The sequence below is a fragment of the Rhizobium sp. SG570 genome (assembly GCF_012275345.1).
Taxonomy (GTDB): Bacteria; Pseudomonadota; Alphaproteobacteria; order Rhizobiales; family Rhizobiaceae; genus Rhizobium; species Rhizobium lusitanum.
In genome coordinates, this window is record NZ_JAAZQI010000022.1 from 73,982 (window position 1) to 97,372 (window position 23,391).

Below are 23,391 nucleotides of genomic sequence, written 5' to 3' on the forward strand. Positions count from 1 at the left end.
TTGCTATTTTGGTGTGATGTGTGTATGAAAATTTGATCTGAATGGTGGGATTAACATGAACGTCGATGCGCCGAACAAGGGGCTGGAAAGCCCTGCAACGCTTGCCACGAGCGTCTACGAGCGGCTGAAGGGCGATATTTTGTCGGCAAGCCTTGAACCTGGCCGCAAGTTGCAACTTCGTTTTTTGATGGAGCACTATGAAGCCGGGCAAACACCTTTGCGGGAGGCGCTCAACCGCCTCACCACCGAGGATCTCGTCATCGGCAAGGAGCAGCGTGGTTTCTTCGTAAAGCCGATCAGTCTTGAAGAACTGGGGGAACTGACAAAAACCCGGTGCTGGGTAGAAGGCCTGGCTCTGCGCGAGTCGATTGCCAATGCCGACCCCGCTTGGGAGGAAGCCCTGATCGTCGCCCACCACCGGCTGGATCGGGCCCCCCGCTCGCTCAATTCCGAGCGGTTCGAAAGCAACCCGGAATGGGAGCGCCTGCACAAGGCTTTCCACGCCATTCTCATCAGCGGCTGCCAATCGCGTCCTCTGATCGGCTTCTGTGAGCAGCTTGCAGACCGGCTTGGCCGTTATCGTGCGCTCTCCAGCCGCAAGGCATTCAGGGTGCGCAAGGTGAGCCAGGAACATGCGGATATTGTGAAGGCGGTCCTGGATCGCGATAGCGAAGAGGCCGTGCGCCTTCTGCAGCGACATTATGAGAAGACTGCTGAAGTCATTCGGGCCGATCTGGAAACGACCGAGGACGGCGACATGACGCCGCCGGCCTGACCGGATCAGATCGGGTAATGCCCCGGCTGCGTCTCGACGGTGATCCAGCGCAGCTCCGTGAACTCCGCTATGCCGGCCGGGCCACCGAAACGGCCATAGCCGGACCCTTCACGCCACCGAACGGCATCTGCGCTTCGTCGTGAACGGTCGGCCCGTTGACGTGGCAGATGCCCGACTTGATGCGGCGAGCGACACGCAGGACACGGGCGGCATCGCCGGTAAACACCGACGCCGACAGGCCGTATTCGCTGTCACTGGCTAGCTCGATGGCATGATCTTCGTCGCGGGCCCGCAAGACGGCAACAACCGGACCAAAGCTTTCCTCACCGTAGAGGCGCATGTCCTTGGTGACGCGATCGATCACCGTCGCCGACATCAGGACTACCTCTGCTGTTCCGCCGGTCGCCAGACTTGCGCCCTTCGAAACGACATCCTGAACAAGCGCCTGCACTTTCTCGATGGTTTCCATTGCGATCACCGCGCCGAGAGGCGCTTTGCCTTCGCCGGGATCGCCGGCGACGAGCCTCGCAGCCTTGGCCTGGAATTTTTCACGAAATCATCTGCAACGGCGTCAACCACCATGATGCGCTCCGTCGACATGCAGATCTGGCCCTGGTTGAAGAAAGCGCCGAAGGCGGCGGCCGCAACGGCTTCATCGAGATTGGTATCGTCGAGAATCACCACAGGCGCCTTACCGCCAAGCTCCAGCAGGACCGGTTTCAGATGTTCTGCCGCGCGACGCGCCATCATCTTGCCGACCCCGGTCGAACCGGTGAAATTGATGCGGCGCACCGCCGGGTGGTCGATAAGCGCATTGACCACTTCGGCTGCATCTTCCGGAGCGTTGGTGACGACATTGACAACGCCTTCCGGGAAGCCGGCCGACTGAAAGCATTCGATGATCAGGCTATGTACCGCCGGGCATTTTTCCGAGGCCTTGAGCACGACTGTGTTGGCGCAGGCAAGTGCGGTGGCGATAGCACGAACGCCAAGGATGATCGGAGCATTCCAGGGCGCGATACCCAGGCAGACGCCGACGGCTTCTCGCACCGCCATGGCATGGCAACCGGTTTATCGGAGGGAATGCCCTCGCCCTTGATCTGTATCGTCAGCGACGCCGCCTCGGCGATCATGCTTGCGGCAAGCATCCCGTTGAAGCCAGCCCAGCTTGCGGTCGAACCGGTCTCGGCCTGCATGAGCGCGACGAACTCGTCTTTTTTCTAGGCCGGTGCCTCCGATGCCTTCAGCAGCAGCTGCCGTCTGGCATTCGGGCCAGTGTCGGACCAGGCAGGAAGGCCGCAGCGGCTTTGGCCTCCACAGCGGTTGCTGCCTGCGCCGTGCTGGCTATTTCGCCAGTTACGGGGTTTAGGCGAACGAAATAGCCTGGTTTTCCGAAAGTGGATACATTCTGCTGCATTGCAGCGTCCGTCTGCCAGTATGAAATCTTTCAAGCCACGAGCTTCGGAGCTGCGCGGAAGCCGGCTTTCTCGATGCCGGCGACGGCGCACAGCTCGTCATTGTCTCCGATATCCCCCGAAATACCGACGGCGCCGATGACGCTACCTGCCTCGTCGAGAATGAGAACGCCGCCCGGCGACGGCACCATGCGCCCCGCGCTGACCGATGCAAGCACGGTGATGAAGGCCGGATTTTTCGAAGCGCGCTCGGTCAGTTCACGCGTGCCGAAACCCATGCCGAGTGATCCCCAAGCCTTACCATAGGCGATGTCGAAGCGGACGATGCCGGCACCATCCTCACGCTTGTAGGCGACCAGATGTCCCCCTGCATCGAGCACCGCCACGGCGAGCGGAGCAAGCGAGCGGGCACGCGCTTCAGCGATTGCGGTATCAATGATGATGGAAGCGTCGTTGAGCTTGAACATGTCGGATTCCGATCGTTGTAAGGGAAGAAGACTAACGGTTGACGGCCTGCCAGCGCAGGAGACGTCTTTCGGCAAAGGAAAGCAAACGGCTGCCGATAAGCCCGATCATACCGAGGATGACGATGCCGGCAAACAGATCGGGTGATTGGAAGCTGCGGCTTGCCGCCAGAATGCTCTGTCCCAGTCCGTGGCGGCTCGCCAGCATTTCGCCGACCACGGCGAGAATGAGCGAGATGCTAAGGCCAAGCCTCAGGCTCGCAAGGATCATCGGCATGGCGCTTGGCAGGGCGAGCTTCCAGATCACCTGGGCACGGTTGAGGCCAAGCACCGCGCCCACCTCATAGAGACGGGGCTCCATGGCCGCGAAACCGTGGATCGTCGCAAGCAGCATCGGCCAGAGCGCCCCGAAGGCGATCACGACCAGCACCATGTTGTCGGAGAAACCCAGAAAGGCGATAGCGATCGGAATCATGGCCGAAGCGGGCAATGGCCGGAGCAGCTCGAGCGTCGGGGCAATGAACGCCCGCGCGCGCCAGGACACGCCGATCAATGCGCCGAGAAACACACCGACGAAAGAGGCGAGCAACCAGCCCAGCAGCATCCGCTGGATCGTCTCCAGCGTCTGCGACAGCATCGCGCCGCCGTAAAGACCTTTCGCCAGAGCGGCATAAGTCCGCTCCGGGCTGGGAAAAAAGATCGGCGAGACGAGTTTCGCGTCGGTAACGAGCTTCCATGCCAAGATGAAAAGCGCTAGAGCGCCGCAGCCGAGGAACAGCTTGCGAAGGGAAAAATGCTTCATCGGCCCTCTCCTTTCACAAAGACCGGAAAGAAGGCGCGCTGCGCGGAATTGAGCAGCAAGCTGATCAGCCAGCCGATGGCGCCGATCCATATCAGGTAGGCGAACATTTCAGCCGGCCGCAGCGCCTGTTGCGCCATCATAATTCCATAACCGAGACCAAGGGGATTGGCGGTAATCTCCACCGTTACAGCCACGACTAGCGCGTAGCCGGCCGCAAGCTTCAGCGACATAAAGAGCTGCGGCAGTATCGCGGGCAGCACGATCTTCGTCAGCCGGGCCAGGAAGCCGAGTTGCAATACTTCGGAAACCTCCATCAGGCGCGGCTCTACTTCCTTGACCGCGGCCCGGGCCAACACGACGGATGGCCACAACAGGCCCAGTCCGATGATGACGATCTCCATTTCCGCGCCGAAACCCAGCAGCATCATGACCACCGGAATAAGCGCGACGACCGGGACCGGCCGCAGCAACTCAACGGTGAGATCGAGCGCATCATCGGCAAGGCGGGAAAGGCCGAGCACGATACCGAGCAGCGATCCCGCCCCGACACCCAGAATGCAGCCGGCCGCGGCAGCTTTCAGCGTGTCCAGCGTTGCCATCAGCAGAGATCCGTCGGCCACGACGGAAACGAAGGCCCGTGCGATATCGAATGGGCTGGCGAGAGTATCGCTTTCCAGTTGGGTAACGGTTGCTGCGACCTGAGCCAGAACGATTAACGTGACGGGCAACAGTGCCGCGCGCCAGCCATTTTTGAGGAGGCCTGCCGCCCTCATTGGTGGTCGTCCTTGATGAGGTCGTAAAGCTCACGACGCAGACGGAGGAATTCCGGATCCTCCCGGGTCAGGAGCTGGTCGCGCGGCCTCGTCAGCCGAACGTCCACCACGCGCCCGACGCGGCCAGGATTGGGCTGAAGGCAGATAATGCGATCGCCGAGATAGATCGCCTCTTCCAGATCATGGGTGACGAAGACCATGGTGGCGCCGGTCGTTGCCACCAGCCCGAGAACCTCGTCCTGAAGCGCCTGCCGCGTCATCGCGTCCAGCGCGCCGAACGGTTCGTCCATCAAGAGCACCTTCGGCTCCTGCGCCAGACAACGGGCGATCTGCAGACGCTGCTGCATGCCGCCGGACATCTCCGCCGGATATTTATCGGCATGCCGGCCAAGGCCTATCTTCTCCAGCAATTCGCGAATGATCGCGGGTCGCTCGGCGCCGGGGCACCCGCGGGCTTCGAGCGCCAGCGAGACATTGCCGGCTGCGGTGCGCCACGGCAGGAGCGCCTTTCCGTAGTCCTGGAAGACGATCGCGACGGAACGGCTCGGTCCGCCGAGAACCGATCCGTCAAGTTCGACGCTTCCGGAGGTCGGCAGGGAAAGCCCGGCCAGCATGCGTAGCAACGTCGTCTTGCCGCAGCCGGAAGGTCCGATAACGCAAATGGTCTCGCCCGGCGCGATATCGATACTGATGCCACCGATGATCTGCAGTGAGCCATAGGAAAGCGTGACGTCGCGAACACGAATTCGCGCTTGGCTGGAGGCCGGAGGGGAGTTGCCCTCGTCGTACCGCGATTGGGTGGAAAGCTGCGTCACAACCACGTTATGCTCCTTTCACCAGAGCTGCATGCGGCCCGCCGCCAACCCCCGTCTGAAAGCCGTAAGCATTCATTTTCGCGAAATAGGGCATGCTTGGATGAGCCTCGAAACGCACGTGGCAATCTATAACCGCCGGCAGACCGGAGGCGATAGCACGTTCCAGTGCAGGACCGATCTCATCCACAGTCGTTACTCGCTCCCCATGGCAACCGAAGCCGCGGGCCACATCGGCATAGTCCACGCCGTCGAGATCGGTGCCAAACGAGAAATCGTAGGTCTTGCGCTGCCCCATCTTGATGACTCCCCAGGAGGCATTGTTATGGATGATGTTGATAATCGGCAGCCCATAGCGCCTTGCCGTATCCAGTTCGGAAAGTGTGAAGCCGAAGGCGCCGTCGCCGCAGATGTTGAAGACCGGCCGCTCTGGATGGAGGAGCTTGAGCGCCACTGCATAGGGAGTGCCGAAACCGAGCTGGCACATGCCTGGTTCATGGAAGCGGGTTCGCTCGATAGTCGCTGGCGTCAAATCGTTGCTCCAGAAGGACGTATGACCGCCGTCATAGGCAACCAGCGAATTCGTCGGCAGAAGCTTTCCAAGTGCCGCGGCGAGGCGGGCCGGATGCATGATCGTTCCGTCGTCCTCGTTCATGCGGTCGAGCTTGCCGCGATAGCTGGCATAGATACCCCGCAGCCGCGCGAGCCATTTCGACCGGTCGGGAACGGCGCGATCCTTAAGGGCCACGATAAGATCGGCCATCGCACTTCTTGCATCCGCCCAAATGCCGAGCGCATGGGGAGCGTTCGCGCCGAGGTTCATCGGATCGATGTTGATGTTGATGAGCTGGGCGCAACCCTTTGCAAGCGCGCCGCCATCGTCCCAGAGCCAAGAGGAGAAGCGGCAGCCGGCGGCCAGAATGACGTCCGCCTCGGCCAGCGCAGCCGGAATTGCATCCCCGCCAATAATGCCGCCGTGGCCGATGAAGAAGGGCGAATCCGACGGAACCGTTCCGATGCCCATCTGGGTGGCAAGCGCTGGGGCCTTCATCACGCCAATGAGTTCGCGGAACAGGTCGCCGCCATTCGCCGAGACGACGCCGCCGCCTGCTACTAGAACCGGACGTTGCGCTTCAGCCAGCATCTCCGCCGCGCGGGTGATCTGAGCGGCGGAGGCTCTGGGGCCTTCGACAGCGCGGTAAGCCTCCGGCGGAAGAGAAAGAGCTTCCTCCTCGAAGTCGAACTTGGCGGCGAAAATCTCCTGTGGCACATCGAGATGAACTGGCCCACGTCGCCCGGTCAGCGCCTGCCGGAAGGCATCGCGCACGAGATCCGGCAAACGGCGTCCATCATGCACGACAGCACTCCACTTGGTGAGCGGCTTCAGCAGCGCGTGAGTATCAAGATCCATGAACATGCCGCGATTGGGATAGGACGCGGCATGATGGTTGTTTGACGTGACCAGCAGAAGCGGCAGGTTGTTGTTGAAAGCCGTGCCGAGACCGCCGATGAGATTGGAAGACCCCGGCCCCATTTCGCCGAGCGCCAAGCAGATTCGTCCGCTGGCCGCCGCGATGGCAGCCCCCATCAAAGGTCCGCATGCCTCATGGCGCACACCGAGATAACGGATCGACGGTTCGCGAGAGATCGCATGAAGAAGTGGGTTCAACTTGCCGCCGGCGATGCCGAAAACGAACGGAACGGCTTCTGGAACGAGCAAACGGGTCAGCGCTTCCGCGCCGGTCATCTGGACCATGATATCACCTGTAAAACTGGGAACATGGCCGGGGAGCCTTGATGCACCCCGGCCGCTTCGGCTCAGGGTACGATCAGACCGGCAGTATCGATATTGCCGGTCAAGAGGCCCTCTTCACGCATTGCCTTATCAAAGAAGTCGAGACCTTGCTTGGTCGGTACCGTCTCGCACTCGGGCAGTTCGAACTTGTTGAGCACCTCGACAGGCAGCTTGGTGTACTTCGAGAGTATCTCGCGGGTTTTGTCGGGGTTGGCCTTCACGAACGCAGCCCCTTCGGCCAGACCTGCCTGAAAAGCCTTTATTGCGTCCGGATTCGACCTTGCCCACTCCCGGGTTGTCGCAAACGTCGTGTAAGGCAGGTTCTCAGGAAGCTCTGACATGTAATGAAATGCGACCTTGCCGTTCGACTGGCTAACCGCCCGCCCGAGCGAAGGCTCGCCGGCGATGATCGCATCGATCGTACCACCCTTCAACACGTCCGCGGTGTTGGGAATAGGAACTTCGATGAAGGTTAGCTTCGTATCCGGGATATTCTTAAGTTTGAGCCACTGCTTGAACAGGACGTCGATCGTGCCATTGGTCCCTGGAGCACCAATTTTCTTTCCCAAAAGGTCTTCCGGCTTCGATATATCGACGCCGCCGCGGACTGCGAGCCCCATGTTTTTCGCCGTGCGTGCGGATGTGACGCCACAGGTGCCAACGACGACAAGATCCATTCCCGTATCGATCGCCTGCAGCAGAACTGTTGGCGAGATCGCGGCAATCTGATGCGATCCTGACACTAAACCGGCAACCATTGCCTGGTTCGAGGTGCTCGGCAAGACCTCAACATTGAGGCCCTTCTTGTCGAAGACGCCTAGCTCTTTCGCAACAAACACCGCTTCGACCTCAGCAATCGGCGGAGATCCAAAGGTTATGTTGGTTCCGGCCAGTGATGGTACCACACTCGCGGTAACGACGCTGGCTATGAGAATTGCGCGCTTAAGCATAAATAACCTCCTCACGATAGGCGGGCTCCTCAACCCATCGCGACTATTCCAACTGCGTCGCCTCACATCAATAGACAGAACGGCAGTTCAGCTATAACTTTAAAGGCATATCAGGTCGCAGCTGGGAGGAGGCAATGAACCTTCGAAGATGGGAATACTTCCTGAAAGCCGCCGAATTCGGGAATCTTTCGCGCGTCGCCGAAAAACTCGACATGTCTCAACCGGCACTCAGTCGACAGATTACAGCGTTGGAGCAGGAACTCGGTGCAAAGCTGTTTCACCGTACAGGACGTGGCCTGGTGTTAACGCCGGCCGGCGAGATATTCCGAGCCAGAGCAGAATCTATCCTCGATGAGATTGGCAGGGTTCCGGAGGAGGTGACGCACGCAAGCAATACGCCGTTTGGACGATTGGCCTTTGGCGCTCCTCCGTTCATGGGACATATTCTGATTGGCGAGTTGGTCTCGAGCTATGTCAAAAATTTCCCTCACGTGGCGCTTCGGGTCCGAGGCGCTCATTCGTTTCATCTGAGGGAGGCTCTTTTCTTTCATGAAATCGATGTCGGCATCTTGGCGGCGCCCTTGTCCGAACCGGAGCTTCACATCGAACCCTTACTGAAGGAGCAATTGTTTCTGGTAGGCCCCAAGGATAGTGGTCTCTCTACGGAGCAAGCTATTACTTTGAATTCGGTCGCAGACAGGCCTCTTATTTTGACGCCACGGCCTGATGGGTTGAGGATGTTGATTGATGGTGAACTCGGGCGTATCGGCCGCAGGCCCAGGGTCGCTGTCGAAACGGAATACGCTCCTGTCGCCGATCTCATCCGGCTTGGCGTTGGCTTTACTCTGCTGCCATATTGCGCCTTGATAAACTCACCCTTGAGTCACTTGGACTATGCACCAGTTGAGAACTTGGAAATTACTTGGCTTATTGCACTGCTACAAAACGCGGGGCGGACACTTGCAGCAAAACGCTTCATAGAAATGCTGCAGATGTCGGCAAAGGAAAACATTAGATCCGGCCGTTGGAACGCGACTTATATGGGACAGTAACCCGCGACGAAATCTGGTAGGGCAGGTTCGTCGCAGCGGTTAAACCTGCAATAGCTTTCAACCGATCGGCTGGCCCAGTCGCAGATATCAATTCCATCGGGATGCCCAATATGACAGGCTTGAATCCACGACATTTGAAATATCTTCAGGTCGTTGCGGAGACCGGGTCCCTGCTGGCTGCCGCAAAGGCCCTGAATATCGCCCAACCTTCCCTTTCCGTCAGCATTTCGCGGATGGAGGATGTTGTCGGTGAAAAGCTGATGGTTCGGGGACGGCACGGCGCTTCCTTGACCAAGGCGGGGCAGATACTGGTTCGGCATGCCGAGGGTCTGGACAATGCGCTGGAAAATGCCCTGGCGGAGGTCCGCCTGTCGTCGCTCGGCTTCAGCGGTCCGATGGTCGTAGGCGGAACGCCCCTGGCGACGGCAAGCATCATTCCTGAGATCCTGTCAAAGCTGGTGCCCGATTTCATGCCGATCCGATGCGACGTCGTGGAGGCGTATGACGAAGACCTGATCAGGGGCCTTCTTAAAAACGAGATCGACGTGGTGATCTCTTCGATGCGGGCGGAAGTCCTTGAAGCAAACGGCGTCGGACTCGTCGCCAGCGAACCGCTATTCTCGGCAAAAACCTCTGCTGTGGTTCGAAGAGGCCACCCTTTTGCTTCGGAGAGGACGTTGTCGCTGCGCGATCTGCAACATGCCCTGTGGGTCTTGCCGCCGCGCGGAAGCATTATTCGCACGCTGATCGATTCCAGCTTCACGGTCACCGGTATTCCCGTCCCGCAAAATCTCATTGAGGCCGCACCGTTCGGCGTTCTGAAAGAAATCGTCAAGCAGACCGATGGCGTCACTATCCTCTCCGATCAGATTGTGAGAGCGGAACTTGCCGAAGGATCTCTCGTGACTGTTCCGCTGACCGAGCACATGACACCGCGCGTCTTTGGGATCCATCGCTTGAATTCCCGTGAGCCCAGTCCGGTTGCAAAGCGCTTCATCGAGATCGCCAAGCTTATCGGCGCTGATCTTAAGTGACCGGCGGCAATTTATATAGTTGAAAGCTATATACATTGTATAAATGCATATTTTACATAATATCTGACCTCCCGCACTCTTTCGGAAAATCTGAAGAGCCCGGGAGGAACCATGGCACTCGACAGGTTACCCCAATCTACCCGTATCCATCTCGTAGGCGATTTTCCGCGACACACTGAGTGCGACATTTACGAGCTATGTCACGCGCAGCTCGGTAACCGCCTTCTCTACTATCCCGATACGGGTATCGTGGACGGTGAGGACATCAGGACATGGCTGGCTGGAGCCGACCGGGCAACGGGGCTCTCGCACCATGCCCGAGCATCTCTTGAGGCCCTCAACGCTTTGAAGGAGGCCGTCGCGCTGCCGGCTGGCGTCCGCGCCTCTCTTAGCATCCTGGCTGCGTTCCAGATATCGCGTTTCGCCAAACCTGGAGATCGGGTGCAACCGGACGCGGACGCGGCCTACGCCGCATGGCTGATGAACGAGATCAAGCGGGTCGTAACGGACATCCCCTCGTCTGCTACAGACCTGGCGGTCCAGATCAAGCTGCCTTTTGCCGACCTTGCCGAAGCTGCGGAAAGCGATGCTGCAGATAGTGCGCTTGCAGACGCTCTTTTGGATTCCGTTACAAATATCATCGATGCCGTGCCGGAAACCATTCCGGTCGCGGTGCATATGAATTGCCGGGACGGTGCGGGCTTCAAGATCCAACCGATGCATTTTACGGATATGGCAGAGTTGTCAAACCGCCTGCAGGAGCGGTGCGTCAGGCGGATCGATCTCGTGCACATCCCGGTTCCGCTCGTGGTGTCCGACGAGAGCTTCTTCGCACCCCTGCGGCGCCTTGCTTTGCGGTCAGAGAGCAAGCTCTGCCTCGGCCTGATCCACCTGTCGGACGGAGTGGAAGGCGCGATGCGCCGCATCGCGCTTGCCCGGACAGGCTTCCCGGAATTCGCGCTTGCTGCGCGCAGCGGATTTGCCGCCCGCGAACCCGCCGTGATCGCCGATTTTCTAAAACTCCATGCCGACGTGGCTTTGGCGTGTGAGTCCTGATGCAGTGGAGATTGCCATGAAGAAACCGATTAAAGCCTATAATTGGGACGACATCCCTGAGCGTGAACTCAAGCCCGGCATCATCCAGCGTGGCTTCCGCAGCGATGGCGTCATGGTGACCTATAACTACCTGCAGCCCGGCTGCAAGGGCTCGCCGCACAGCCATCCGTTCGACCAGATTTTCATGGTGATCCAGGGTCGTGTCACGTTGCATGTCGAGGAACAAACCTTCGACTGCAAACCGGGAACGGTGATCCGCATTCCGCCCCATCACATCCACTATGTCGATCCGCCGTCTCCCGAAGATGGAGTGGCCATCAACGTCGATATCTTCGGTCCGGCCCGCGAGGACTACCTCAACATCGTTGCCTATCAGGACGACGATTTCTCGAAGTGATGCCGTGGGAGAGCAAGTGGTGAGAATATCGGTAAAGAGTGTCCAGAGCGTCGAGATAGAGATGGCAGACCCGGAGCGCGCAGCCCGGTTCTATGTCGACGTGTGGAAGCTCCGGGTCGTCGCGCGCGATCATGGAAGCATTTATCTGCGCGGCACATGCGACGCACATCACATCCTGGCAATCCACCCCGCTAAGGGCCCCGGTGCCGTTCGTCGGACCGTGATGGATGCCGCAAATCGCGATATGGTCGATGCCTTGCACGCCCGTGTCGCGGCGACAGGTGTTGCTGTCGAAGATCCCGACCTTCTGGATCGCGTCGGCGGTGGATACGGCTTCGGTTTCGAGGATCCCGAAGGTAGGGCGTTCGCAGTGGTGACGGACGATATCCGTCACAAGTCTGGTTTCGACTCGAGTGATCATCCCATCAAGATCGCCCATATCAACTTCAACGACCCGCAACCGGAAAGCCTTGTTTCCTTTCTCGTCGATGCCCTCGGCTTTCGCGTCAGCGATCGGGCCGGTCGGCAAATATTCCTGAATTGCGCCAGCCCGGACCACAGTTCGATCGTGGTCTGCGGGGCGCCGTGGCGCACTCTCAACCATCTCTCCTTCGAAATGAAGGATCTCGATGCGGTGATGCGCGGCGCCGGTCGAATGATCGACGCAGGCTACCCGATCGAGTGGGGCCCCGGTCGACATGGATGTGCGCACAACACCTTCGCCTATTTCGCAGGGCCTGAGGAATGGCCTTTGGAATACACATCCGACGTCGATCAGATTGACGATAGTTACGAGTACCACGGCCCGGAATACTGGGCCTGGCCACCTGGTCGGCTGGATCATTGGGGCGTGACACCGCCACACACCGCCCGCTGGAAGCGTCTTCAGGATCTCTATGCCTTTGCGAAGGATGCCTACCGCATCGCACCGAGAAGTGGAAACCGGTTCGCGGAAAAATACGATGCGAAAATAAAGAACTAGCGATTCAATCCGTTTCGGAGGGGGAGCGGCTGCCTGCGTCAAACACCGAAAATGCCTGATTGAACCAAGTTACCATCTGTGGAGGAGGGACTGGATATGAATACCCAGACGAGAGTGGATGTCGAGCAGGTGCTCGGCCAAATGCCTGTAGGAGGATACCGCGTCGCCGTATTTGTGCTGGCGGTGCTGCTTGCGATGCTCGACGGCATCGACAACGTAACACTGGGCCTCGTCGCCCCGGCACTGTCAGCCGAATTGCAAATACCAAAGACCGATCTTGCATCCGTTTTTACGGCAACGCTGATCGGTTTGACCGTCGGAGCAATGGTCCTCGGACCGGCTGGCGACAAGTGGGGACGGCGTCCCGCAACGCTCGCATGCACGGCCTTCTTTGGCATCTTCACCCTCGCCATCCATTATGTGCAGGGCTTGAACATGCTGATCCTGTTTCGCTTTCTGGCGGGCATCGGCATTGGCGGGCTGCTTCCGAACATTTGCGCTCTGGTATCGGAATATTCGCCCAACAAGCACAGACAGACTGGCGTCTTGGTGGTGAGTGGCGGTATCGCCGCAGGCGCAATGCTCGGCGGTATTCTGGCTTCCTTCATCGAGCCTGCGCTCGGCTGGAGGTCGCTCTTCATGGTCGCGGGCGGTGTGACGATCGTCGCGCTGATCGTCGCAATTATCCTCCTGCCGGAATCCATCCGCTTCCTGATCGCCCGCAACCCGACCCATCCTGATGTCTATCGGCTTCTCAAGCGGATCTCACCCGCGGCTGATATACCGCAGAATGCGCGCTGGATGGTCAGCGAACGGCCCACCACTGGCACTTTCCGCGAACTCTTCGCAGGTGGGATGTCATTGACGACCATCATCCTGTGGGTGAGCTACATCCTGATTCTGTCGACCATGTATCTGCTGTTCCAGTGGCTACCGACCCTGGTGCGGGAATTCGGTTTCTCACCGGCGATGGCGACCTATGCATCGACTGTCTTCAACCTCGGCGGCATGGTTGGATCCATCGTCCTCGGACCGATGGCGGCAAGATGGGGCGTCTACAAGGTCTCCGCCATCAACTTTCTGGTCATCATTCCGGGAATGATCGCTCTCGCTTCGTCGCGCGATATGCAGATGCTTCTGCTGTTCAGCTCCTTCGTCACCGGCTGGACGATCATGGGTGGCCTTGGCGTCATCAACGCCCTGACGACGGATGCCTATCCGACGGCCAGCCGTTCGACCGGCCTTGGCTGGGCTAGCGGGGTGGGTCGGCTTGGATCCTCGTTCTCGCCGTCCTTCATCGGATGGCTGATGGTATCCGGCGGATGGGCGGCCCATGACATCCTGATGCTGCCGATCGTGCCGGCGATCATCCTGACGATCGCCGTCGTGATTGTGGGCTCGCTCAACCGCAAACAGACGACAAACGTCAGCGGAATAGCTGCCACTCATATCTAACAGGGAAGTCTAACAGGGAAGTTTGGCGATGCGGTATGTTCAAAAATTGAAACCGGACATTGACGGGGAAGACGCGCCAGAGGGCCGGACGTCCGTCTTCGACTCGCTGAGCGCGACCGGAACATGTCGCATCGACGACGTCCTTCTCTCGGCAGCGACTTCGCCTATCGACCTGAACTCCTCGAACGAGGAAAGGCTGATTTACATGATTCAGGGGGAGGTCTCGCTCAAGGAAAATGCCGACGTCGTTCGGCTAGAAGCAGGCGACTACCTGTTCGTACCGAGGTCACGCGCAATCGTCATGATGGGAACAGACAGTGCGGCCCGGCTGCTCGACATCCATGCGCCGGTTTCGCACGACTTGCCCTCACCCGCTACCACAAAGGCACTCGCCACCCTGAAGGGTCGCGTCGATGAAAGTGCATTCTCGGTTCATACCGCTCATGCTGCCGAAGGCAGGGCTTTCGATACCCAAACACTTATCGATCGCAAGATGGGCTCCGAAAGCATCAAAGCTTTCGTTTCGCTCGTTCACCCTGGCAGTGGAATGGGATTGCATGTCCATCCGTTTGATCAGTTCTATTACGTCATGCATGGACAGCTGTCCGTGCGTCTGGGCTTCGATACTAGCCGGATGAGCGAAGGCGATATCGTCGTCTTTCCCGCCGGGCTGATCCATAGCAATTCCAACGATGGCGCAGGCCCGACGATCCTGCTCACGATCAATGTTCCGGAAGTGCCAGCCGGCACCCGAGGCGCCTACTCCATCGATCTCAACAACTGAAATCAAAGAGATGAGAATGAACGACTATCAGGTCATCATCATTGGCTTCGGCCCCTCTGGAGCCATGGCCGCCAATCTTCTTGGCAAGGCTGGAATTGCAACGCTGTGCGTCGATCGCACCACCGAGGTCTATGACAAGCCCCGCGCGATCGCTCTCGACCATGAAATCATGCGGCTGTTCGATAATATCGGCCTCCGCGAGGACATCGAGGGTTATGTCGCCCCCTTCGATCTTTCGGAGCATTTCGGAGCATCCGGACAGCTTTTGCGCCGCGTCGGCATGGTCGGCGCACCCTATCCGCTCGGCTATACGCCGACCATGGTCTTCACCCAGCCCTCCGTAGAAAAAGCGCTGCGAGCCCATGCGGCGCAATGGCCGACAGTATCGGTCGCACTAGGAACCGAAGTCACTGCCGTTTCGAATGTATCGGACAAGGCCGTCGTTTCGTTGCGGGAGCCAGACGGGACCGAACGAAGCGTCTCGGCAGACTACGCAATCGCCTGCGACGGCGCCTCCAGCGAGAGCCGTGCGCGGCTCGGCTTGACGCTGGAAGATTTGAATTTCGATGAACCTTGGGTAGTGGTCGACGTTCTTGTCAATCCGGACAAGCTCGATCGCGTTCCAGTCAACTCGTCGCATTTCTGCAATCCCGAGCGTCCGGTGGCCTACATCGTCGGCCCCCAGAACCACCGGCGCTGGGAGATCATGTTGCGGGAGGATGAAAACCCGCGCGATCTCGAGAAGCAGGAATGGGTATGGAAATTCTTGGACCGTTGGATCACGCCGGACGATGCGACGATCTGGCGCTCGGCCGCCTACCGGTTTCATGCCCTGGTCGCCCAACAATGGCAAGAAGGGCGCTTCTTCCTGGCCGGTGACGCCGCGCACCAGCAGCCACCGATCCTTGGTCAGGGTATGTGTCAGGGGATGCGTGACGTCGCCAACCTCTGCTGGAAGATCGAGGCAGCCCTAAAAGACAATGCCCCGTCGGAGCTTCTCGACACCTACGGCGAGGAGCGTCGTGAACACGTTCGCGAACTGATCTTGAAGATCAAGGAGATCGGTGCGGTTCTGTGTGAACGCGATCCGGAAGCCGCAATACGCCGCGACGAGCGTATCCTGCTGGAAAGCGATGGATTGCCGAGGACGCTCTTTCGCCAGTCGATCATCCCGCCAATCCGTCAAGGCCTCATCGATTCGACGAGCGGTGCCGGAACCGGCGAGCTCTTTCCGCAGCCGAAAGTGATGTCTTGCGGCAGAGAAGGACTGCTTGACACCATCTGCGGCGGCGGGTGGCGGATGATCGTCGATGCCCGTCGCTGCGGCGCGCTTTCGCCCTCTCTCGCCGATAAGGCCCGCCAGCTCGGAATGACCGTACTGTATCTGGGGTCCATCGATGTTCCCTCTAATGGCCAAATCATACCTTTGGTCGAAGACAGCGGTATTCTCGGCCGGTGGTTCGAACAACGTAAGACAAGCGCGGCGATCGTCCGACCGGACCACTATGTCTATTCGGTCGCCACGAGCGAAGAGAGCATCGAACGCCATCTCCGCGATTTGACCGCCCGTTTGCGGCGCGTCATTCCCCAATCGGTCACCATGGAGCGGGTGGCTTAAGATTAAATGCCAAACGGGACACTGCGAAGTTTTCTTTGTCACATGCAGCGCGGAAGAGGAAATGTCGAAGAGGAAAATGCGGCTCTGTTGCAAATTTCCATTTTGGTCATAATGACCGTTGGTTGGGACGTCGCTTACCTGGCAGCCTCGCGGTTTTCGAGACTCTGAGCGAGCAGTGCTACCGCTTCCGTCAGCACGCTTGGTCCGATGCCGAAAACACGTTCAACGATGCGAGCTTCGCCACGGATGTCGCCCGTCAGGTTGAAAATCGCAGCCTGTCCTTTGCGCGAAGCGAGCATGACATGAATGTGGAGCTTGCCGGACCTTGGGTTCAAACCGATGGTAGGGTGAAGCAGCGGTTCCAGCGCGCCGGCGTTGCAGAAGCCTTCTTGCCTGAGCAGTTCCGGTACGATCCGAGCTCCGACATTTATGTTTGTCCAGAAGGAAAACACCTAACGGCCCGCCACAGCCATTCGGCGCATCCCGGCAGAAAGATGATCCGCTACCAAGCAAACCAAAACGATTGCTGGTCCTGCCCCAGCCGACATCAATGCTGTTCGAGTAACAAGCGATACGGTCGATCCATCGTCGTCACGCAGGAAGACCCAGTCGTCAGTTCTTTTCGAGAACGTCAGACCACACCCGAGGCGCGTGGTCTGATGCGTGAACGGGCACGGATGGCAGAATTCGTGAATGCATGGCTGAAGGAAACGCTAGGCCTGCGGCGCTTCCGTGTACGGGGTCTTCAGAACGCGCGGGCGGAAGCAACATGGGCCATCCTCGCCTATAGCGTCCGGCAATGGATCAGACTACGCTGGAAGCCAAGTCTGGCAGTGTAAGGGGAAATCCACGCCATAGGCCGTTCGCCAGCTCCCAAAAACCATTCTATCTGACGTTCGGATCTTTCCCTACATTGAAGCAGGCCATCGAGGTCATCCTGAGCCTATGCCAGCTCATCGGCCGATTTCTTCACAGGTCTTAAATCGTGGGTTGATCGACTGGCACACCCCGTGCGCCCATCATTTGCTCAAGGTCGCGGTAGCTGACCCCATATCGGCAATACCATCGCACCGCCCACAAAATCACTTCACCCTGAAAATGACGCCACTTGAAATCGCTCATCGATATTCTCGTTGAAAATTCGGCGATCTTTCGGACATCAACGGGATTTTTGCAACAGAGCCCTGGCGCGATTGCTACCTGAAATACCGGACACACATCCTCACCACGGTTCCACCCCGTTCAGGCGACGCCACCGTTGGCTGACCTAAAAACGTGGGGCCTGATCACAAGATGCCTATGCACTTTATAAGCGCTTGAAACTTCGCGTGAAAACGCAATGGCGGCTCTGACGCCGACCTACGTCGCGCCTGATCTAAAGGGCTTAAGCGTCAGCGCGAGAAAATTTCTGAATTCCCTCACCCGCGCTGGCTTTTGCCTTCCTGCTGCCGTCAACGCGTAAAGTTTCGGCCCTCGGAACCCCCACTCAGGAAGCAACTGCACAAGTTCCCGGCGTGCGATCCATTCACCCGCAAGCATTGTCGGCATGAAGGCTATTCCTGCTCCGGCGACGGCGAGTCTGACAACGCAGGCGAAATCGCTGGCACGGATTGACGGCCGGAGTGCCAACCGGACTTCCTCCTGTCCCCGGGTGAGTAAAATATGCGATGGCCCTGGCCTCTCTCGGGGCAAGATCAATTCCTGGGAAGCGAGATCGCTTGGCATTTCCAAATGTCTTTGCCCTTTAAGATAGATGGGCGAGGCGAAAAGACCGATGTTGACATCAGCTAGCAACGCAGCTTGATAGGGGCTGTCGGCAAGATCCCCAACCTTTACACGCAGTGCGAGGTCAATCCTGTTCGTAATCAGATCGAGGGTGGTGTCGCTAGCGATAATCTCGAAATTGATTTGCGGATGTTTCTTGCGGAAAGCCGAGATCAAACCGGGCAGGATTTCTGCGGCGACGTCATGGGAAGCTGTCACTCTAATTGAACCGCGCAGGACGTCCTGCGACGTTCGGACTGTCTCACGCGCCTCGTCAAGCAAGGCTAAGGCAGCAGACGCCTTTTCGTAAAACTCGAAACCTTCATCCAGAATGCTGACCGCCCTTGGCGAGCGGGCGAGCAGTTTAATTCCGATCGACGCCTCAAGCCTAGCGATACGCCGGCTGACGCTTCCCTTCGTCTCAATCAACTCCTTTGCTGCCGCCGACATCGTGCCAAAATCAACGACGGTGCAGAAGGCTCTGATGTCGGCAAGCGACCCTGAGAAGGTTTCCAATTTCGCAACCATATGTCTCCTCCTCAGCGACTAGACGGAATATCGGAAACTTTAGATAACACCCGGGACAATAGACGCAAGGAGTTTAGCGATGACGGTCAACCTCGAAACGACAAGAAATCGGAAATTGCTGATCGCCCTATGGACGTTGAGGGTGCCGTTGGCTGCATTGTTCCTGATGACGGCCGCCATGAAATTTCTCGGAGGCACGGACATTATCTCCGAGTTTAATACAATCGGGCTTGGGCAATGGTTCCGTCTGTTCACGGCGGCGATTGAATTTCTTGGGGCGGTTCTGATTCTCTGGCCGGCATTTTCAGTCTACGGCGCGCTTCTTCTTGCCTGCGTTTGCATCGGTGCATTTGTCACGCAAATGTTCGTTCTACATGGAGACGTAATACACACTATCGTTATTGGACTTTTCGCTGCGGCGGCAATTTATCTACAGCGCGATCAACTCACACCTCATAGAGTGTGAGTCGATGGTGGGCCCAATCGTCCTTTTTAATTCGGCTACTGATCGAACGAGCCGGCGGCATTTGATTAAGGGGCTCGGTCTGAGCATCGCAGGGGTGGCCGTCGCGACCGTCAGTCATGCGGAGAGCGCCGCGAAGGTAAGCTCGTCAAAAACACGTCACCGGATCGTCTTCCAGGTCGATAGCGCAGACGAAAAAGTAATCGGCCACGCGATTAGCGGAACAATGAACCTGTCCCGTCTCTATGATGATGCGAAGCAGCCTTTCGAGATAGAGATCGTAGCCAATGCTTCGGGTATTCAGATGCTGAGAGCCGATACATCGACTGTCGTCGAGCCGCTAGCCACACTTCGGCGTTTGATACCGACCCTGACATTAAGCGTCTGCGGCTCATCGGCCGCGATTGCATCTCAGAAGGAAGGACACGAACTCGTCTTTCTCTTTGGGGTGAAGGTGGTTCCTTATGGCGTCGGCAGGGTCGTGGAACTCCAGGAAGCGGGATGGAGCTATATCCATGCGTGACAAAAAGGTCGATACGACGAATTCTGGACCGACGCGTCGCAACCTGCTCGCGGGAGGGCTAGGGCTGGCGGTGAGTACGGCATCGCGCCGGGTATCGGCACATCCTATCGACAATCCGCCCGTCTTTGAGACGGCACGGCATCAGTATACGATACTGGAGCCACAACGCGCGATGAACAGCGTGATCCTTTCCTCACTTACGGGGGCACCGAAGCTAGTCGCGCCAAAATCAGGTAAAGTGACTTTGGTGAGCTTTTGGGCGACATGGTGTATAAACTGCAAGACCGATCTCCCGACCCTGGCGGAATTGCAGCGAGCCATGGGAAACCGCATCCAGGTGGAGGCGATATCGACCGACAAGACAGGCCGCGATAGCGTTCAAGGATTTGTTTCCGATTTAGGAGTGCAAGGTCTCTCGATTTCACTAGATCCCAGCGGCCTGCTTGGTGAATTGGACGGGGCAGGCGACGGCAATGGGCAATTTCCAACTTACGGAATGCCGATCACCTATCTCGTGACACCGGGCGGGCTGATTGCGGGCTACATCGTTGAGACAGCCGACTGGTTGAATGACGCCGGTCGCGCACTTATCTCCTACTACGAGTAGCTGAGGCAGCGTCGCCTTCTGTGGTTGCCGCCCGTAGTGCAAGTCGTTTTTGATCTTTTTGAACGCGTGATCGAATGCGGTCTTCTGTCAGGCCTTGATTTGCGTCCTTCCAAAAGGCCGCAGGCCGGGATGGTGATCAGCGGATCAGGTCCAAATCTTAACAACGAGCTCTTTGGCTCGAAGGCGACGGCTGGTTTTCCTGATCCGGATCGTTCGATCGTGTGCCCATTCAGGTCATCGCCTTGCCGACTTCCTGGATCTTCGGATATTTACACATACTCAAGCACCGGCGCGGAGCACCAACCCTCCTCGTGGAGTGGGATCAGAATGGGCATGGGAAGGGTCCCCCGATTCACGCGGATCATGTAGGCAGGAGCGTATGGCGCAACGGACCTAGATCCTTTAGATTACGCCATCATGCACAGTGTCGGATTTTTCGTCTATCCGGGTCACCAGATCCTCGACCTTGCTGGCCCGTTCGCCGCCTTCGAGACCGCGGCCAAGGTCGCAGGGCGACCGCTCTACAGGCTTGAGGTTCTATCGCGCGCCGGTGGGCTCGTGCCAAGCAGTGGCGGCGTTCCGGTGACCACCGTGGCGGCCGGCAACGCCAGCGTGAACACGCTCGTCATTTCCGGCGGCGACATCGCCCCTATGCTGAAACCGGGCGAAGTGCAGGCGGTGGCGCAGCTTGCCAGGCGGACATCCAGGATCGCTAGTGTGTGCACCGGTGCGTTCCTGCTGGCCGAGGCAGGACTGCTCGACGGAAAACGCGCAACCACGCACTGGCGGATGGCACATCAGTTGCAACGGAGCTATCCGTCCGTGGACGTCGATGCCGACAAGATCTTTATCGCCGACCGCGGCGTCTGGACATCGGCAGGCGTGACGGCAGGTATCGATCTTGCCTTGGCGCTGATCGAGGGTGATCATGGTGTGGAACTGGCGCGCAAGGTAGCCCGCGAGTTGGTCGTGTATCACCGCCGCGCCGGCGGGCAATCGCAATATGCCCCGATCTCTCAAATGGAGCCGGAGTCCGACCGCATAAGGATCGCGTTGGCCTTCGCACGCGATCGGCTCCACGAGCCGCTACCGATCGAACGCCTTGCAGACGCTGCACATCTCAGCCTCCGCCAGTTCGGACGAGCATTCCGGCGGGAGACCGGCGAGACGCCAGCCAAGGCCGTCGAACGTCTCCGCGTGGAAGCAGCCCGCGCACGATTGCAGGACGGGTCTGAACCGATCGAGGTGATAGCGCAAGCCGTTGGCTTCACAGATCCCGAGCGCATGCGGCGGGCCTTCGTCAAACTCTACGGTATGTCGCCCCAGGCGATCCGTCGCGTCGATCGGCAGCGGCGGGAAACCAACGCCACATACCATTTGAACGATCGACAATCATTTGCAGACTGCGACACGTGACGGTCATCAACGTCCATGGGACGCTGATCGCCTCGTATTTGCGCAGAGGGCATGAGAGGCGCGGCGAGATCGAGCCGTTCCCGCACGGCGACAATCGCTTCGGAAAGCCACTGCGCGATGATCTCGGTTTGGTTGTTCTGGGAAAGCGCTTGGACCGGCAGACGCTCGTCGCCGCCTACTCTTCGCATCTTCGGATGTGGTCAAAAGCCGCCCCCGAAGCATAGACCATCGCGATAGTTGCGGATGCCCGGATCACACGATATCGGTGACAAAGTCCTCGCGGCTTCGTCGGACCTTCTTCAGATGCACGAGCCAATCGCCCTCTGGCGCGCGATATCCAATCGATAGCATGGCTACACTACGCAGCCCCCTCGATCGCAGGTCCAGTATCTCATCGACCGCCGCCGGGTCGAAGCCTTCCATAGGTGTCGAGTCCACCTGTTCGAAGGCGGCCGCGATAACGGCGACGCCCAAGCCGATATAGGCCTGACGCGCTGCAGCTTGATGATTGGCCTCTTTTCCCTGCGCGGCAACGATACCCAGCAGTTTCTGGCGATAATTTTCCCAGCCTTCGTTTCTGAAGCCTCGAATCTCATTGGTGAGGTCGAACATCATGTTGACGCGATCAGCAGTGATGTCGTCCCAGGCAGCAAAAACCAGCAGATGCGAGCAGTCGGTGATTTGCGCCTGATCCCAGGCCGCAGCTCGAATCCGCGCGCGAACTTCGGGGTTGCTTACCACAAATAACTCGAAGGGCTGAAGCCCGCTCGACGTCGGTGCTAGCCGCACGGCCTCAACAATGCGCAAGAGCGCGTCGGGGGCCACACTCCTGCTCGGGTCGTACTTCTTGGTCGCATAGCGCCATTCCAAACGTTGATTAACAGTCGTCATCGCGTCTTTCCTCTTTCGTCTCGCATCCGGGCGGCGACCGCGCCGCTGCCGTGTCGAAACAGAGATAGCCTCACTGCGGAGCTAGGAAAATTGTGGTTCCCCGCACTATAATGCTGCAACGTGTGCAGCAATGCTGCTTCTCTGCGAGCAATCTGGAGGCGATCCGATAATCATGCATCTGGAACAAGCGCGGACCGACGAACTTGCTGCACTCGTGGCCGTTGCACGAGAAGGGTCATTCGTCGCAGCAGCCTCCGTGCTCCGCCGACACCCGACCATTGTGTCCAAACGCATCGCCGCGCTGGAGCGACGCCTCGGCGTGCGTCTACTCGAAAGAACGACGCGGCAGGTTCGACTAACGGAAGCCGGTGCCCAGCTCGCGGAACGCATTCAGAGTGCAACCAACGCCATTTTCGAGGCTGAGCAAGAAGCGGCCGCCGGCGGTATCGAGCTCAAAGGCCGACTGCGCTTGGCCTTTCCCGCGGCAATGGGGCGGCAATGGCTCGCGCCGGCAATGCCGGATTTTGCGCGCCGCTATCCGGGTCTCGAAATTGAGGTCGATTATGCCGAGCGACACGTCGATCTCATCGGCGAAGCATTTGACGCCGCGTTGCGTCTCGGCACGCTCGGCGACAGCCGTCTTGTTTCACGCAAGCTGGGCGATCACCGGATCGTTCTCGGCGCGTCACCGGATTATCTCGATCGCCGTGGGATTCCCGCCTCTCCCCGCGCGCTCGCGGATCACAACCTCCTTCGATATACCGGGCCAGTGCTGGTACCGGAGTGGCGAATGTGGAAGGGCTCTCTGCGCGAGACAATCCTGCCTTCCGGAAGTTATCGATCGAACGACATCGACACGCTGCTCGAAGCGGCACGGCAGGGAATCGGCATAGTCGGCTTCGGCGAGTGGTCCATGGCTCGTGACTTCGCTGCGGGGACACTAGGTGACCGACTCATAAGATCGGAGCCAAATTCGAATTGAGGCTAGCTGGACGGATGCGAGGAAGTTGTCGTCGCGTTTGTCGTATCGGGTTG

General features: G+C 58.7%; 24 protein-coding genes and 4 pseudogenes. 16 read left to right on the forward strand and 12 right to left on the reverse strand.

The features are described from left to right. The first annotated feature begins 55 nt into the window (after positions 1–55). Entirely contained in the window at positions 56–775 is a 720-nt protein-coding gene (locus tag FHT28_RS30635) for a GntR family transcriptional regulator (RefSeq protein WP_168598258.1), read from the forward strand. A 5-nt stretch (positions 776–780) separates the two neighbouring features. Here FHT28_RS30635 and FHT28_RS30640 read toward each other — a convergent pair. The 7 genes and pseudogenes from FHT28_RS30640 to FHT28_RS30670 all read right to left on the reverse strand — a co-directional run bounded on the left by FHT28_RS30640 (position 781) and on the right by FHT28_RS30670 (position 7,786). Beyond that, a pseudogene (locus FHT28_RS30640) lies at positions 781–2,192 on the reverse strand (aldehyde dehydrogenase). A gap of 30 nt (positions 2,193–2,222) precedes the next feature. Continuing rightward, the gene (locus tag FHT28_RS30645; RefSeq protein ID WP_168598259.1) at positions 2,223–2,657 is read right to left on the reverse strand and encodes a heme-binding protein; all 435 of its coding nucleotides are present in this window, start codon (positions 2,655–2,657) and stop codon (positions 2,223–2,225) included. Between the two features lie 31 nt (positions 2,658–2,688). After that, a complete protein-coding gene (locus FHT28_RS30650) occupies positions 2,689–3,456 on the reverse strand; it encodes an ABC transporter permease (RefSeq protein ID WP_168598260.1) in 768 nt (255 codons plus the stop codon). Continuing rightward, on the reverse strand, positions 3,453–4,229 hold the full coding sequence (locus FHT28_RS30655) for an ABC transporter permease subunit (protein WP_168598261.1): 777 nt from the start codon (positions 4,227–4,229) through the stop codon (positions 3,453–3,455). The genes FHT28_RS30650 and FHT28_RS30655 overlap by 4 nt, the downstream gene beginning before the upstream one ends. Continuing rightward, positions 4,226–5,050: an ABC transporter ATP-binding protein gene (locus tag FHT28_RS30660; RefSeq protein WP_168598262.1), complete on the reverse strand. Its 825-nt coding sequence runs from the start codon at positions 5,048–5,050 to the stop codon at positions 4,226–4,228. Before FHT28_RS30660 ends, FHT28_RS30655 begins: the two co-directional genes overlap by 4 nt. Before the next feature lies 1 nt (position 5,051). Next, positions 5,052–6,797, reverse strand: coding sequence for a thiamine pyrophosphate-binding protein (locus FHT28_RS30665; RefSeq protein WP_168598263.1), 1,746 nt, complete (start codon positions 6,795–6,797; stop codon positions 5,052–5,054). Positions 6,798–6,859: 62 nt separating this feature from the next. Further along, positions 6,860–7,786, reverse strand: coding sequence for an ABC transporter substrate-binding protein (locus FHT28_RS30670; protein WP_168598264.1), 927 nt, complete (start codon positions 7,784–7,786; stop codon positions 6,860–6,862). A 134-nt stretch (positions 7,787–7,920) separates the two neighbouring features. Between FHT28_RS30670 and FHT28_RS30675 the strand changes: the two genes are divergently transcribed. From FHT28_RS30675 to FHT28_RS30710, 8 genes are all read left to right on the forward strand, one after another. Beyond that, positions 7,921–8,838 carry a LysR family transcriptional regulator gene (locus FHT28_RS30675; protein ID WP_168598265.1) on the forward strand — a complete coding sequence of 306 codons (918 nt, stop codon included), beginning with the start codon at positions 7,921–7,923 and terminating at the stop codon, positions 8,836–8,838. A 110-nt stretch (positions 8,839–8,948) separates the two neighbouring features. Continuing rightward, complete coding sequence (locus FHT28_RS30680) at positions 8,949–9,872, forward strand: LysR family transcriptional regulator (RefSeq protein ID WP_168598266.1); 924 nt, start codon at positions 8,949–8,951, stop codon at positions 9,870–9,872. A gap of 111 nt (positions 9,873–9,983) precedes the next feature. Continuing rightward, positions 9,984–10,928: a hypothetical protein gene (locus tag FHT28_RS30685; protein ID WP_168598267.1), complete on the forward strand. Its 945-nt coding sequence runs from the start codon at positions 9,984–9,986 to the stop codon at positions 10,926–10,928. Between the two features lie 16 nt (positions 10,929–10,944). Next, entirely contained in the window at positions 10,945–11,325 is a 381-nt protein-coding gene (locus tag FHT28_RS30690; protein ID WP_168598268.1) for a cupin domain-containing protein, read from the forward strand. 61 nt (positions 11,326–11,386) lie between these two features. Continuing rightward, positions 11,387–12,307 (forward strand): VOC family protein, encoded by a 921-nt coding sequence (locus tag FHT28_RS30695; RefSeq protein ID WP_168598269.1) that lies wholly within the window; start codon positions 11,387–11,389, stop codon positions 12,305–12,307. Positions 12,308–12,403: 96 nt separating this feature from the next. Then, on the forward strand, positions 12,404–13,762 hold the full coding sequence (locus tag FHT28_RS30700; protein ID WP_168598270.1) for an MFS transporter: 1,359 nt from the start codon (positions 12,404–12,406) through the stop codon (positions 13,760–13,762). Positions 13,763–13,967: 205 nt separating this feature from the next. Beyond that, entirely contained in the window at positions 13,968–14,546 is a 579-nt protein-coding gene (locus FHT28_RS30705) for a cupin domain-containing protein (RefSeq protein ID WP_168598271.1), read from the forward strand. 16 nt (positions 14,547–14,562) lie between these two features. Further along, complete coding sequence (locus FHT28_RS30710) at positions 14,563–16,164, forward strand: bifunctional 3-(3-hydroxy-phenyl)propionate/3-hydroxycinnamic acid hydroxylase (protein ID WP_168598272.1); 1,602 nt, start codon at positions 14,563–14,565, stop codon at positions 16,162–16,164. 134 nt (positions 16,165–16,298) lie between these two features. Here FHT28_RS30710 and FHT28_RS36520 read toward each other — a convergent pair. Further along, a pseudogene (locus FHT28_RS36520) lies at positions 16,299–16,466 on the reverse strand (IS6 family transposase); the annotation flags it as partial. On the opposite strand from FHT28_RS36520, the gene FHT28_RS30715 reads away from it, so the two are divergent. Further along, positions 16,467–17,003: a transposase gene (locus tag FHT28_RS30715; RefSeq protein WP_246704994.1), complete on the forward strand. Its 537-nt coding sequence runs from the start codon at positions 16,467–16,469 to the stop codon at positions 17,001–17,003. Between the two features lie 142 nt (positions 17,004–17,145). Here FHT28_RS30715 and FHT28_RS30720 read toward each other — a convergent pair. Both FHT28_RS30720 and FHT28_RS30725 read right to left on the reverse strand, forming a co-directional pair. After that, positions 17,146–17,286 (reverse strand): annotated as a pseudogene (locus FHT28_RS30720) (IS6 family transposase); the annotation flags it as partial. 237 nt (positions 17,287–17,523) lie between these two features. Next, positions 17,524–18,456 (reverse strand): LysR family transcriptional regulator, encoded by a 933-nt coding sequence (locus FHT28_RS30725; protein WP_168598274.1) that lies wholly within the window; start codon positions 18,454–18,456, stop codon positions 17,524–17,526. Positions 18,457–18,535: 79 nt separating this feature from the next. Between FHT28_RS30725 and FHT28_RS30730 the strand changes: the two genes are divergently transcribed. The 5 genes from FHT28_RS30730 to FHT28_RS30750 all read left to right on the forward strand — a co-directional run bounded on the left by FHT28_RS30730 (position 18,536) and on the right by FHT28_RS30750 (position 21,689). Next, positions 18,536–18,922: a DoxX family protein gene (locus tag FHT28_RS30730; RefSeq protein ID WP_168598275.1), complete on the forward strand. Its 387-nt coding sequence runs from the start codon at positions 18,536–18,538 to the stop codon at positions 18,920–18,922. A 4-nt stretch (positions 18,923–18,926) separates the two neighbouring features. Further along, positions 18,927–19,442: a hypothetical protein gene (locus FHT28_RS30735; protein ID WP_168598276.1), complete on the forward strand. Its 516-nt coding sequence runs from the start codon at positions 18,927–18,929 to the stop codon at positions 19,440–19,442. Then, complete coding sequence (locus tag FHT28_RS30740) at positions 19,435–20,049, forward strand: TlpA disulfide reductase family protein (RefSeq protein ID WP_168598277.1); 615 nt, start codon at positions 19,435–19,437, stop codon at positions 20,047–20,049. The genes FHT28_RS30735 and FHT28_RS30740 overlap by 8 nt, the downstream gene beginning before the upstream one ends. A gap of 417 nt (positions 20,050–20,466) precedes the next feature. Further along, entirely contained in the window at positions 20,467–21,465 is a 999-nt protein-coding gene (locus tag FHT28_RS30745) for a GlxA family transcriptional regulator (protein ID WP_168598278.1), read from the forward strand. Further along, positions 21,462–21,689, forward strand: coding sequence for a hypothetical protein (locus FHT28_RS30750; RefSeq protein ID WP_168598279.1), 228 nt, complete (start codon positions 21,462–21,464; stop codon positions 21,687–21,689). The genes FHT28_RS30745 and FHT28_RS30750 overlap by 4 nt, the downstream gene beginning before the upstream one ends. A gap of 28 nt (positions 21,690–21,717) precedes the next feature. On the opposite strand, the gene FHT28_RS30755 is transcribed toward FHT28_RS30750, so the two are convergent. Next, positions 21,718–22,356, reverse strand: coding sequence for an NAD(P)H-dependent oxidoreductase (locus tag FHT28_RS30755; protein ID WP_168598280.1), 639 nt, complete (start codon positions 22,354–22,356; stop codon positions 21,718–21,720). Between the two features lie 172 nt (positions 22,357–22,528). Here FHT28_RS30755 and FHT28_RS30760 point away from each other — a divergent pair, with 172 nt between their 5' ends. Further along, positions 22,529–23,338, forward strand: a complete 810-nt coding sequence (locus tag FHT28_RS30760) for a LysR family transcriptional regulator (protein WP_168598281.1) — start codon at positions 22,529–22,531, stop codon at positions 23,336–23,338. Here the strand turns inward: FHT28_RS30760 and FHT28_RS30765 are convergent. Continuing rightward, positions 23,297–23,391, reverse strand: a pseudogene (locus FHT28_RS30765) (IS5/IS1182 family transposase); the annotation flags it as partial. The gene FHT28_RS30760 and the pseudogene FHT28_RS30765 sit on opposite strands and share 42 nt — an antisense overlap.

Coding starts and splice junctions, on each gene's coding strand:
- FHT28_RS30635 (WP_168598258.1), top strand. CDS start 56: ATGAACGTCGATGCGCCGAACAAGGGGCTGGAAAGCCCTGCAACGCTT.
- FHT28_RS30645 (WP_168598259.1), bottom strand. CDS start 2,657: ATGTTCAAGCTCAACGACGCTTCCATCATCATTGATACCGCAATCGCT.
- FHT28_RS30650 (WP_168598260.1), bottom strand. CDS start 3,456: ATGAAGCATTTTTCCCTTCGCAAGCTGTTCCTCGGCTGCGGCGCTCTA.
- FHT28_RS30655 (WP_168598261.1), bottom strand. CDS start 4,229: ATGAGGGCGGCAGGCCTCCTCAAAAATGGCTGGCGCGCGGCACTGTTG.
- FHT28_RS30665 (WP_168598263.1), bottom strand. CDS start 6,797: ATGGTCCAGATGACCGGCGCGGAAGCGCTGACCCGTTTGCTCGTTCCA.
- FHT28_RS30670 (WP_168598264.1), bottom strand. CDS start 7,786: ATGCTTAAGCGCGCAATTCTCATAGCCAGCGTCGTTACCGCGAGTGTG.
- FHT28_RS30675 (WP_168598265.1), top strand. CDS start 7,921: ATGAACCTTCGAAGATGGGAATACTTCCTGAAAGCCGCCGAATTCGGG.
- FHT28_RS30680 (WP_168598266.1), top strand. CDS start 8,949: ATGACAGGCTTGAATCCACGACATTTGAAATATCTTCAGGTCGTTGCG.
- FHT28_RS30685 (WP_168598267.1), top strand. CDS start 9,984: ATGGCACTCGACAGGTTACCCCAATCTACCCGTATCCATCTCGTAGGC.
- FHT28_RS30690 (WP_168598268.1), top strand. CDS start 10,945: ATGAAGAAACCGATTAAAGCCTATAATTGGGACGACATCCCTGAGCGT.
- FHT28_RS30695 (WP_168598269.1), top strand. CDS start 11,387: ATGGCAGACCCGGAGCGCGCAGCCCGGTTCTATGTCGACGTGTGGAAG.
- FHT28_RS30700 (WP_168598270.1), top strand. CDS start 12,404: ATGAATACCCAGACGAGAGTGGATGTCGAGCAGGTGCTCGGCCAAATG.
- FHT28_RS30705 (WP_168598271.1), top strand. CDS start 13,968: ATGATTCAGGGGGAGGTCTCGCTCAAGGAAAATGCCGACGTCGTTCGG.
- FHT28_RS30710 (WP_168598272.1), top strand. CDS start 14,563: ATGAACGACTATCAGGTCATCATCATTGGCTTCGGCCCCTCTGGAGCC.
- FHT28_RS30715 (WP_246704994.1), top strand. CDS start 16,467: ATGAATGTGGAGCTTGCCGGACCTTGGGTTCAAACCGATGGTAGGGTG.
- FHT28_RS30725 (WP_168598274.1), bottom strand. CDS start 18,456: ATGGTTGCGAAATTGGAAACCTTCTCAGGGTCGCTTGCCGACATCAGA.
- FHT28_RS30730 (WP_168598275.1), top strand. CDS start 18,536: ATGACGGTCAACCTCGAAACGACAAGAAATCGGAAATTGCTGATCGCC.
- FHT28_RS30735 (WP_168598276.1), top strand. CDS start 18,927: ATGGTGGGCCCAATCGTCCTTTTTAATTCGGCTACTGATCGAACGAGC.
- FHT28_RS30740 (WP_168598277.1), top strand. CDS start 19,435: ATGCGTGACAAAAAGGTCGATACGACGAATTCTGGACCGACGCGTCGC.
- FHT28_RS30745 (WP_168598278.1), top strand. CDS start 20,467: ATGCACAGTGTCGGATTTTTCGTCTATCCGGGTCACCAGATCCTCGAC.
- FHT28_RS30755 (WP_168598280.1), bottom strand. CDS start 22,356: ATGACGACTGTTAATCAACGTTTGGAATGGCGCTATGCGACCAAGAAG.
- FHT28_RS30760 (WP_168598281.1), top strand. CDS start 22,529: ATGCATCTGGAACAAGCGCGGACCGACGAACTTGCTGCACTCGTGGCC.